The 11,933-nt window shown below is 40.1% G+C and carries 9 protein-coding genes; 8 read left to right on the forward strand and 1 reads right to left on the reverse strand.

Going from position 1 to position 11,933, the window contains the following annotated elements:
* The coding region (locus MHN09_RS20115; RefSeq protein ID WP_239241781.1) for a hypothetical protein at nucleotides 1–286 on the forward strand (286 nt) is incomplete at its 5' end.
* Between the two features lie 630 nt (nucleotides 287–916).
* Here MHN09_RS20115 and MHN09_RS20120 read toward each other — a convergent pair.
* The gene (locus MHN09_RS20120) at nucleotides 917–2,236 is read right to left on the reverse strand and encodes a hypothetical protein (RefSeq protein WP_168463686.1); all 1,320 of its coding nucleotides are present in this window, start codon (nucleotides 2,234–2,236) and stop codon (nucleotides 917–919) included.
* Nucleotides 2,237–2,784: 548 nt separating this feature from the next.
* On the opposite strand from MHN09_RS20120, the gene MHN09_RS20125 reads away from it, so the two are divergent.
* The 7 genes from MHN09_RS20125 to MHN09_RS20155 all read left to right on the forward strand — a co-directional run bounded on the left by MHN09_RS20125 (nucleotide 2,785) and on the right by MHN09_RS20155 (nucleotide 11,850).
* Entirely contained in the window at nucleotides 2,785–5,232 is a 2,448-nt protein-coding gene (locus MHN09_RS20125) for a glycosyltransferase (RefSeq protein WP_168463687.1), read from the forward strand.
* 19 nt (nucleotides 5,233–5,251) lie between these two features.
* Nucleotides 5,252–6,130, forward strand: coding sequence for a glucose-1-phosphate thymidylyltransferase RfbA (gene rfbA, locus MHN09_RS20130; protein ID WP_168463688.1), 879 nt, complete (start codon nucleotides 5,252–5,254; stop codon nucleotides 6,128–6,130).
* 25 nt (nucleotides 6,131–6,155) lie between these two features.
* Nucleotides 6,156–6,701, forward strand: a complete 546-nt coding sequence (gene rfbC / locus MHN09_RS20135) for a dTDP-4-dehydrorhamnose 3,5-epimerase (protein WP_168463689.1) — start codon at nucleotides 6,156–6,158, stop codon at nucleotides 6,699–6,701.
* Nucleotides 6,702–6,746: 45 nt separating this feature from the next.
* The gene (rfbD, locus tag MHN09_RS20140; protein ID WP_239241782.1) at nucleotides 6,747–7,616 is read left to right on the forward strand and encodes a dTDP-4-dehydrorhamnose reductase; all 870 of its coding nucleotides are present in this window, start codon (nucleotides 6,747–6,749) and stop codon (nucleotides 7,614–7,616) included.
* A gap of 37 nt (nucleotides 7,617–7,653) precedes the next feature.
* A complete protein-coding gene (rfbB, locus tag MHN09_RS20145) occupies nucleotides 7,654–8,736 on the forward strand; it encodes a dTDP-glucose 4,6-dehydratase (protein ID WP_239241783.1) in 1,083 nt (360 codons plus the stop codon).
* A gap of 86 nt (nucleotides 8,737–8,822) precedes the next feature.
* Nucleotides 8,823–10,517 (forward strand): glycosyltransferase, encoded by a 1,695-nt coding sequence (locus MHN09_RS20150; RefSeq protein WP_239241784.1) that lies wholly within the window; start codon nucleotides 8,823–8,825, stop codon nucleotides 10,515–10,517.
* A gap of 145 nt (nucleotides 10,518–10,662) precedes the next feature.
* The gene (locus tag MHN09_RS20155) at nucleotides 10,663–11,850 is read left to right on the forward strand and encodes a nucleotide sugar dehydrogenase (protein WP_239241785.1); all 1,188 of its coding nucleotides are present in this window, start codon (nucleotides 10,663–10,665) and stop codon (nucleotides 11,848–11,850) included.
* Nucleotides 11,851–11,933: the final 83 nt, after the last annotated feature.

Here is an 11,933-nt window from a genome sequence, read left to right on the forward strand (position 1 = left end):
ATCTATTACGCCGCCAATCAGGTGGATCGATTACGGCACAAATGGGGTGGGTCCATTACGCCGCCAATGGAATGGATCCATAGCGGTGCCAATTAACAATAGAAGTATCTTCAAACTGATAGAAGCCGGCCAACGCTATTTTGCGTTGAGACTCAGCAAAATATACAAAATCCCACGTCGTTGGGAGATGGTTGAATTTTTAAGTGTGTTCACCGGATTTACTGTAAACAGAAGCTTAAATTATCAACGAATTGGAAAGCGTCGTATATTAGTAAGAAAATTTTAGCCACTGTCTCGTTGCTGACCAGGCAAATATGACTGCTCGATAAGTTTAAGTGTGACAGCCATGAGGCAGTCGTTTCAGAACATTGCATTTGGTGGACAACCCGATAAGCACAGGCTATCGAAACTCACTTGAATCTGCAATCGCAGCGCTTAGTTAAGTTTTGGAGCATGTTGTTACTTGGCGGGAGTCACAATAAAATTCGTATGGACTAAGGACCGGGGGGATCTCAATAACTCTGACAAAATAGGTAGAAGAACGTTGTACAAACCTAAAATTTATTAAGTCCGGAAAGCGTCCTTAGAATTTTTATATTAAAAGTTTCAACAGCAGTTGCGAGGCGGAAATTCTCAACATATATGTCTTGGTAACTTTGAACGAAATACGAGAACTGACAGAAAATTGTATAACGGATATAACGAAGAGAGCCCAATGATACTCTTAGCGAGCTGACACTATGAACCAGTCGCAACTTGAAATTATAGGTTCAACAAATTAGGGGGGCTGACATTTAATAACAAAATTTTTAGTCTAGGGGTTACCTTTCTTTTGCTAGGCGTAGGGCACATCTCACCTAATTAAATAAAGTGTATACTAAATGTAGAGTGTTTCAGAATCGCCAAAGCAAGAGATTCAATATCCTGAAATTTGGTCAACGATCTCAATGATATCTTTGATACTATCCGTTCGAATTGAGTTATTTGTAGAATTAAGGTGTACCCCTTTGGCAAGTTTTTCAGTAACAAGATCTTTGATAGACATTGAGGTTGTCGGAGCTTTAACTAAAAATCGGGCATTTGATTGGGCTACCATATATCTTGGCTTAAGTAGTTCTATTACTTTTAGGTCTATACTTCCGGCTGTATGAAAAAATACTACTTTGTAAAAGACTCGACTAAGATAATTAAACATCGAATAAGATGAAGAAGAGCCGAACAGCAACAGGGTCTCATCTAATAATGCGTTGTGGTTATAAGTGAACATTGTTCTACCAAAATTTGGCAGACCATTATCATATACGAGATTATTTCTATAGTTGAAATTTGTTAGAATCTCTTCTAAATACGTCTGTGGTGGAAACAGCTTATTTCCTAAATCACCTCCAACCTCTTTTTCCTTATATGAGTCTTTTGAAAACAGCTCTAGTAAGGATTTCCGGCTAATACCTAAATTTACGCAAAGCTCGATGCTAGCAAGCATTGCTCCGTGGGAGTTCCAATGCGTATCGCAAACCCTAAATGTATTTCTCGGTGAGCGTTTTAGCGTGTCTGTAAGGGATAATAAATTAAATTCAGGGGGCGATATTTTTTCAATTTGCTGTAGCGGAGTATTTTTGAGCGTTTTAATTGGGTACTTATCCCGCAGTACATACTCTTTTGAAGGCGCTACCAGAAAAACTGACAATAGGTTTTGGGTTTGCGAAATAGACTGGAAGCTTTTCATATACTCAATCCATGCTTTCTTTGTGAGTTTTGAAAGGTTCACCTTACCTCGAAATTGATCGACACTTTTGTTTGTATCATTATCTAGGAAAAGCCAGTTATCTTCGCCTTTAATTACCTCAAAAGAGCCCTTGATATGCCCTTTATATAGAGGAGTAAAAGTACTTTCTGAAATTAAAGCAATTGTAAATGTATTTGATTTAAGCTCTATAGCATGCTTAAAACCATAATGTTGCCGCTTCTCCAGCTTATCATTCTTTTGGACTATTTTATTCTCTACATCAGGCCTACATTCATTTCTTGTTAAGTTATCTACTCGGTCACCGTGCAAGATTACTAGTTCGCCATTTATACTTTTATGATTAACTAACCAGCCGCTAAACTCTAAACAACGGTTATTTAAGTTTTTATAGTCAAACCTTAAATCATTGCTAGGACGATCAAGGCACCACTGGAAACGATCGGATAGCTCATTTGACAGTGGCTCAACAGATAAGGAATATTGTGACATACAGTGTTTTCTTTAAAGTAGTTGTTACTAATTCATATTCCAGTTCTAAGAATTGCTCAAAAGATCTCAGAGGAAATAGAGTTTTATTTTGCTGGCCTGTATTCATTTACAGTAGCCAGAACGCTATTAATCATATCATTTAGAAGAGCTATATGTCGTTTAAAAGCGTGTTCAGAGCTTATAAAGTCATTCTTGTGCAACGGTAAATTTCTCAAAAGGACCATCAAATTTAATCTAGAACGTTGTATTTTTAACTTCTATTGCGCGAGATACTTTCTATCTTTTTACCGTTACTATCTAATCGTGATTTATATTAACGAGCTGACTAAGTTGAGCGAAGTTTTTCCGCATCGAGCGAGCCATTTGCGGAGTTTTTTCTAGTGGACGCCTAGCCTGGACATTAAATTTTGCTGTTGGTTAATTAATTATCCACTTCATGGCCTAAATTTTCTTCTTCGATTGGCAATCTATGTTAGAAGCAAATGATGATTACTGAAAAGTTAGTACTTTTATGGCATCATAGGAAAATAATGGAGTTAGGGTAAAAGATGGTACTAGAAGCGTTCAAACGAAAACTTGCGGGCATATACAGAAGGTCGATCATCGAACCACAACTCTTAAGTGCGCTTGAGCGAGAAAAGTTGCTAGAAAGAGACTGGTATCTTCAAGAGAATCCCGATGTAGCAGCGTCCAAAGTATCGGCAGGTTTGCATTTTATACGTTTCGGAATTCTTGAAGGAAGGCTTCCTAATCGATATTTTGATGCAAAAAATGTCGCCGAGCAAATAGAAAATTCTAGTCCAAAACTAGCCCGGTTATTGAGAGAGAATCTTGGTTCTTTCCCATCTTCATACCGTAATGTGACACTAAACGACCATTCCCTTTTTTCGATATATGAACAACTTCAATATCCGAAAGTTGACGTTGTACGAGCAATTAACCAGCGATACCTTAATGTGCATGTTTCAATAATTGTTCCAGTTTACAATGCATTTTTAGAAACAAGAGAGTGCTTAGAATCCATTTTACGAGCTGAAACACCGAACACTAGTGTTTTTGTTATAAATGACGCAAGCTCTGAAGCAGGGTTTGGAAGACTGGCAAGTGAATACGAAAGTGATAAATTCATTTTTTTAGAAAATACTCAAAACCTCGGCTTCAGTGGAACAATTAATAAGGGTATCAACTACGCACGTAACCTTCGTCCTGATGGCGATATTCTTATATTAAACTCTGATACTATTGTGAGTCGTTGGTGGCTTAAGGAATTAAAACTGGTAGCGATGAGTAACGACGAGGTTGGGACAGTTACGGCGGTATCCAATGCAGCAGGTCCTTTTAGTGTACATACATTTTCTTCACCCCCATCTTTGAGCGAAATTAACGTTGTCGCAGATGTTTTACGAGAGAATGCACCTTTGGTTAGCCCACCTTTACCTACGGGGCATGGGTTCTGTATGTATATTAAAGGTGAACTTATAGATGATATAGGTGTTTTCGACAGTCATTCGTTTCCAAAGGGATATGGTGAAGAAAATGACTTTTGTATGAGAGCGGTTAAGAAAGGGTGGAAAAACACGTTTGCAGCCAGAAGCTTTGTCTACCATAAACAAAATGCGAGCTTCAAAGAACAAAAGGCTAAGTTAATTTCCATAGGGAGAGAAAAAGTAGATTCACTTCATCCTGAGTATAGTGAGTTGCTAGACCGAACCTTTAATGCTAATGCATATAAATCTTTCACATTATATTTAGACTCCGTTATTCAAGTGAATGCAACAACGTCTCAGCCATTGCCTAAGATACTCTACGTTATTTCGACAGAAACTGGAGGGACTCCCCAAACGAATTTGGATTTAATGAAACAGGTATCAGAAAAGTACGAATGTTACTTGCTCGTCTCTAACTCTAAAACTGTGAAATTGTTTGTGCTCCAAGAAAACAACTTAAAGTTGATCCAACTACATGAGTTACATGAAAAGATCCACCCTTCTACTCATGTTAGTGCCGAGTACGATGCTGTGGTTTCAAATTGGATTGGGGTGTTAAATATTAGTTTGCTGCACATTCGCCATATTGGTTGGCATAGCTTCGGTCTTATTGAATATTCACATAACTATGGAACACCCATTGTTTTCAGTTTTCATGACTTTTATACGGTGTGCCCTACGGTAAAGCTTTTAGATGGTGACAAGCAGTATTGTGGCGGTGTGTGCAGTAAAACAAACAATCCATGTGTTCCTGAATTATGGCCAGCAAAGCAGCTTTCCAACTTGAATGATTTCGAAGTGTATTCATGGCAACGTAGATTTAGAAAGTATTTAAGCTATATCTCAAGCTTCGTTACTACAAGCGAGTCGACAAAAGAAGTACTTTCTAATGTATATCCGATGATTTCCCCTGATACTTTTCACGTTATTCCGCATGGGCGAGACTTTATTGAGTTTACTCAACTAGCTAAATACCCAGAGAAAAATAAAAAGTTTAGGCTAGTGTGCCCCGGAAATATAAATATTGCCAAGGGGTTGGCATTTATAAATGAACTCGCAGAGGTAGCCTCAGATATATTAGAGATTCATATTGTCGGAAAAGTATCTAATGAAGTGCGGCTTTCTTCAAAGCTGATTCTTCATGGAGAATACGAACGTGATCAGTTGAAAGATATTATTGCTAATATCGAACCTTCTTTCGGTGGTGTTTTCTCTATTTGGCCAGAAACTTGGTGTCATACAGTAACAGAATTACTTTCATGCGGCGTTCCTTTATTTACGTTTGGAATGGGTGCTATTGAAGAGAGAGTACGAAGCGGAAATTTCGGGTGGATATTACGGAGCAACAAGCCAATTGATCTAGCCAGTAAATTATCTGATACTTCATTTAGTATAGAGTGGGAAGATAAAGTATTTAACGTCTTGAAATGGCAAAATGGAGAAGGTTTGACTTTGACCTCTCACAATATGGCTTCCCAGTATTTAAATATCTACAAAAATTTAATTTGAATAGACTTAAGGTATTATTTTGAGAAAAGGAATTATTTTGGCTGGTGGCTCCGGCACTAGATTGCATCCGCTAACGAAAGTGGTTAGTAAACAGTTGATGCCTGTTTATGATAAACCAATGATTTTTTATCCGCTAACGACTTTGATGATGTCGGGTATTCGTGATGTTCTTATTATTACTACTCCTGAAGAACAGCAGCGCTTTATTGACCTTATAGGCGATGGCTCCGCGTTAGGAATGAACATTCAGTATGCGGTTCAGCCATCACCCGATGGCTTAGCTCAAGCATTTTTAATCGGTGAAGACTTCATTGGCAACGATAGCTGCTCTTTAGTTTTAGGTGATAATATCTACTATGGTCATGACTTGAAATTATCTTTGCAAAGTGCTTATAAGCAAGAGTACGGCGCAACTGTTTTTGGTTATCATGTTAATGACCCTGAACGTTACGGCGTTGTGGACTTTGATAATGAGTGGAATGCACTCTCAATCGAAGAAAAACCTTTGAAACCTAAATCTAATTACGCTGTTACAGGTTTATATTACTATGACAACCGTGTCGTTGACTTAGCCAAGGAAGTTAAGCCTTCGCCTCGTGGCGAGTTAGAAATTACAGATTTAAACAATCTCTATTTGCAAGACGGTTCCCTTAAAGTTGAACTGATGGGACGTGGCTCTGCATGGTTAGATACAGGAACATTAGATTCATTGCTAGATGCGGCAAATTTCGTGGCCGCTATTGAGAAACGGCAGGGCCTAAAGGTATGTTGTCCAGAAGAAGTTGCCTTTAGGATGGGCTACATAAATGCTGAACAGCTAGAAAAGCTAGCAGAGCCGCTTAGAAAAAGTGGGTATGGTGATTACCTGCTTAAAGTAATTAATGACCGCGTAAAGTAGGTTAGAGAACGGGTATAATATTTATATGCAAGCTGTTAGTACAGAAATACCAGACGTAAAGATAATCGAGTCTAAAGTATTTGGCGATGAGCGCGGCTTTTTCCTAGAAACCTTTCGCACCGACTGGTTTAAGAAAGAGTGCGCAGATGTAGATTTTGTTCAGGATAACCATTCTAAATCTAGTCAAGGTATCCTTCGCGGCCTTCATTATCAAATGGAGCAAACCCAAGGTAAATTAGTACGTGTAGTTAGCGGTGAAGTATACGATGTAGCCGTAGACATGCGTAAAGATTCACCTACATACGGTAAGTGGGTAGGGGTGACGTTATCAGCAGAGAACAAACGTCAGTTATGGGTACCTGCGGGCTTTGCTCACGGCTTTTACGTAACCAGTGATTCTGCTGAGTTCGTGTATAAGTGCACAGACTATTATCACCCGGAATCTGAAATATCAGTTAAGTACGACGACCCTACGTTGAATATCGACTGGCCATTAGTAAATGGTGAGAAGCCTTCTCTATCAGGCAAAGATGAGGTAGGCCTGGCATTTGTAGACGCACCTACGTTTTAATTGTTATCGGTTTTTTACGGACTTTTTATAGAGTACCAGCGATTAATGAATATTGTAATTATAGGTAAGTCTGGGCAATTAGCTTTTGAGCTTTCTCGTGAACTAGAAAGTAGCGAGCACCAAGTTACGTTTTTAGGGCGCAATGATATAGATATTACGATCGCCTCTAATGTTGAAGAAACACTATCGCCTTTATCGGTTGATGTTTTAATAAATGCATCCGCCTATACAGCTGTTGATAAGGCAGAAGAAGATACAGAAGCGTGTAATGCCATCAATGTACTTGCTGTCGAGAATCTAGCAAAATTCTGTAAAGCAAACGGCGCTTTTATGGTTCATGTGTCTACCGACTATGTATTTAACGGCCACAAAGGTTCGCCTTATCTCACGGATGACCCTATCGAGCCGCAAGGCGCTTACGGCAAATCGAAAGCAGAAGGCGAAAAAGCGCTGCTTCAAATAATACCTGATGCAAGTTGCCTAATTCGTACTGCTTGGGTTTACTCTTCGCATGGTAATAACTTTGTGAAGACCATGCTGCGTTTGATGGCAGATAAACCTCAGTTGGGCGTAATAGACGACCAAATTGGCACGCCTACATGGGCTAAAGGTTTGGCTGAAGCTTGTGTTTCTGCCGCTTTTAATAAAACCAGTGGCGTGTATCACTGGACTGATGAAGGCGTAGCCAGTTGGTACGATTTTGCGCTGGCTATTCAAGAGCTAGGTGTTGAGAAAGGTTTGCTAGATAAATCGATTCCAGTATTACCTATCCCGTCAAGCCAATACCCTACGCCTGCAAAACGCCCACATTACAGTGTATTAGATAAACAAACCTCACGCGAAGCGTTTGCGTCGTATAAGCCTACCCACTGGCGTAAGCAATTAGCCAGCATGCTAGACGAATTGAAAGCGTAAGCGACAAGAACAAGATTATACTTTTGGTAAAAAGAAAATGAGTAAAACAATTTTAGTAACAGGTGGCGCGGGCTTTATTGGCTCAGCAGTAGTTCGCCATCTTATAAACGACACTGACCACACTGTGGTTAACTTAGATAAGCTAACTTACGCGGGTAATTTAGAGTCATTAACTCCTGTTTCAAGCAGCGACCGTTACAGCTTTGAACAAGTTGATATTTGTGATGCTGAAGAAGTAAAGCGCGTGTTCAATACGCACAAGCCCGATATTATTATGCACCTAGCGGCCGAGTCACATGTAGACCGTTCTATCGACGGCCCAGGCGAATTTATTCAGACCAATGTAGTTGGAACATACACTTTACTTGAGCAAGCAAGAGCGTATTGGTCTGCACTAGAAGGCGATAAAAAAGCAGGCTTTAAGTTCCATCATATTTCTACCGATGAAGTATATGGTGACCTTCCTCACCCAGATGAAGTAGAGCCAGGCACAGAGCTTCCGCTCTTTACGGAAACTACCCCGTATGCTCCAAGCTCACCATATTCAGCAAGTAAAGCAAGTTCAGATCAGCTAGTGCGTTCGTGGCTTCGCACATACAAGTTACCAACGCTTGTAACTAACTGCTCAAATAATTACGGCCCGTATCACTTCCCGGAAAAGCTTATCCCGTTGGTCATTCTAAATGCCCTAGCTGGAAAGCCACTACCTGTATATGGCAAAGGTAATCAAATTCGTGACTGGTTGTATGTTGAAGACCATGCCCGAGCATTGGTAGTGGTTGCGCTTAATGGTGAAATTGGTGAAACCTACAATATTGGCGGCCACAACGAAAAGCAGAACATTGAAGTAGTGCAAACTATTTGCTCAATCTTGGACGAAGTTAAACCAAAAGAGACTAAATACGCTGATCAAATTACCTACGTACAAGACCGCCCAGGGCATGATATGCGCTATGCCATTGATGCTAGCAAAATTGAGCGTGAGCTAGGATGGAAGCCACAAGAAACTTTCGAAAGCGGTATTCGCAAAACCGTTGAATGGTATTTAGCGAATGAAGGCTGGTGGAAAGCGGTTCTTGACGGCAGTTACCAAGGCGAGCGCTTAGGTACCGGAAGCTGATACCCATACAAACTTACAAGTGTTAAACTAGAAAGCCGCTTTATATAAAGCGGCTTTCTTTATTCTTAAGGCCCTAAATAGTCAACATGAAAAAAATTGCTATGCGGTCAGTGCGTGCCGCCCTTCAACTTATTCCTAAAAACTTAAAAAACAAGCTCAAACAAAACGAACGTTTAACTGGCTTGTATGTCAGGTCGATAAGAAAGTCTGGGCTATTTTTCGATGCTCCAACGCCTAAACAAACGCAGGCGTTATACAATTATTGGCTTGAAGTAAATGAATCTGCTTTTTCAAAGTCAGCAGGCAAGATCGATGGATGGCAAGCTATAGTATTTGGCACCGATGGCCAAGGCGTAACTAAAGAAAAGCTTAAGGCGCTTGGTGTTAAAACTTGCTTTATTACGGGCGATATAGATAAAAGCACGTTAGAAGAGAATATTGCTAGACTGGATGACAAAGTTCCTACGTTATTACTTAACGGTGGTGATTCATTACAGGAAGTTGCTATTGGCCACCTATGTGATGCTTTGCAAGAAAGCGACTTAGTATATTGTGACACGGATGAACTTGATATTAATGGGGCTAAATCATCACCAAGATTCTTGCCCGATTGGAACCCTGAGCTTCAATTCTCTACCGCTTATATCAATACTGGGGTAATGATTAAAACTGCGTTGCTAAAGTCGCTACACATTACTAATCAAACAACAATTGCAGAGATAGTTGCAGAGCTTTCCCTCACTATAAAAAGTTTGGCTGTTAATCATTTGCCGCTGCCCTTGGTGCACGAATCAACAGCTAAAAAAGATGAATCAAATACGCTAGAGCACGTAAAAAAAGTAATAGAACAGTACGCAAAAGCGAAAGTCGAAGCAAACGAGCAATTTAGCGTAAACCGGGTATGCTGGCCTAATAGTAATCCCTTGGTAAGCTTGATCATTCCTACAAAAAACGGGAAAGCCTTGGTTAAAGCATGCATCGAGTCAATCCTGGAGAAAACAGCCTACCTAAATTACGAAATATTGCTGATTGATAACGGCTCTGATGAAAAGGAAAGTATTGAGTATTTTAGTTATTTAGACACATTGGAAAAAGTAAGGGTTCTTCAATACCCGGCGCCATTTAATTACTCTGCAATTAATAACTTCGGTGTTGAGCATGCAAAAGGTTCCATTCTTGGTTTAGTAAATAATGATATTGAGGTTATATCGCCTGATTGGCTAACATATATGGTTGGTCACGTTGAGCGGGAAAGCGTTGGCTGTGTTGGTGCAAAGTTGCTTTATTCCGATACGCGTATCCAGCACGCTGGTGTTGTTTTAGGCTACGGCGGTGGTGCTGGGCATGCTCACAAAAACTTTCCGCGCTTTCATAGTGGTTACTTAAAAAGGATTGTTGCTACAAACAACTACAGTGCGGTAACCGCAGCGTGCTTATTAGTTAAACGCGCGCATTTTAATGCCGTAAACGGTTTGAATGAAAAAGAGCTTTCTGTTGCCTTTAACGATGTAGATTTTTGTTTAAAGGTTAAGGGCTTAGGCGTTAATAATGTTTACTGTGCAGAAGCAGAGCTTTTCCATCATGAATCGGTTAGCAGAGGCTTGGATATTTCACCTGAAAAAGCGGCACGTTTTAATCGCGAATTAGCTTACCTTCAAACAACGTGGAGCGACTTCATAGCAAATGATCCAGCTTACAATCCGAATCTAACGCTAAAGCGTGAGAACTTTGCGATAAGAAGCGCAGTAGAATTGAAAGAGTGTCACATAAGGCATAATTGATGCATACTCCATCAAACAGAGCTTTGATACACTATTAAGAGAATTAGGCGAGTTAGTCGTAGTATTCATTATTGTTTAAAATTACTATGCAATGATAGTAATAAAGCTTTCGTAAATTATTTGTACAAAACTGGAGAAGATTTAAATGGATAGTACTATGCAGAAGCTTAAAATAGCTGTAGCAGGCACAGGCTATGTAGGGCTTTCAAATGCAGTGCTACTTGCACAACACAATGAAGTGAAAGCGGTCGACTTAGTACCTGAAAAAGTCGAGATGCTTAACAACAAAAAGTCTCCAATTGAAGACAAAGAAATAGCCGAGTATTTAACAACGAAAGAGTTGAACCTTGTAGCAACGCTTGATGCGCAAGAAGCATATAAAGATGCTGACTATGTGGTAATTGCAACACCAACAGATTACGACCCGCAAACGAACTACTTCAATACAGGTAGTGTGGAAGCGGTTATAAAGACGGTGATGGAAATTAACCCTGATGCGGTAATGATTGTAAAATCGACTGTACCAGTAGGGTTTACTAAAGACGCAAAAGCACGATTCGGTTCTGAAAATATAATTTTCTCCCCAGAGTTTTTGCGTGAAGGCAAAGCCCTTTACGACAACCTTTACCCAAGCCGCATCATCGTTGGAGAGCGAACTGAGCGAGCAGAAGTTTTCGCTAAACTGCTTCAGCAAGGCGCAATTAAAGAAGACATTGATGTATTGTTTACCGATAGCACGGAAGCCGAGGCGATTAAACTTTTCGCCAATACCTATTTAGCAATGCGTGTAGCTTACTTTAACGAATTAGACAGCTATGCAGAAAGCCATGGCTTAGATTCAAAGCAAATCATCGAAGGGGTTAGCTTAGATCCACGCATCGGAAATCATTACAACAATCCAAGCTTTGGCTACGGCGGTTACTGTTTGCCCAAGGATACGAAGCAGCTTCTAGCTAACTACAGCGATGTTCCTAACAACATGATCCAAGCAATTGTAGATGCTAACCGTACGCGTAAAGATTTTATCGCCGATTCAATTGTAAGCCGTAAGCCTAAAATTGTAGGCATTTATCGTCTTATCATGAAGTCTGGTTCTGATAACTTCCGAGCAAGTGCTATTCAAGGCATCATGAAACGTATTAAGGCTAAAGGTATTGAAGTTGTAGTCTATGAGCCGGTGCTTAAGGAAGAAGATTTCTTTAATTCACGCGTAGTAAACGACTTAGAAGAGTTTAAGAAAATTTCTGACGTAATCGTAGCAAACCGAGTTACGGGCGATATCGAAGATGTACTAGATAAAGTATACAGCCGCGACTTGTTCAACGCTGATTAACCCAAGTTTGGGGTCAGAGTCTGAGGGATCCCCACGAATTTAATTCCATGTGCCTGCGGTCCAGGCCCCGTCGACTATGGAGC

The sequence above is a fragment of the Alteromonas sp. MmMcT2-5 genome (assembly GCF_022348315.1).
Lineage (GTDB): Bacteria > Pseudomonadota > Gammaproteobacteria > Enterobacterales > Alteromonadaceae > Alteromonas > Alteromonas macleodii.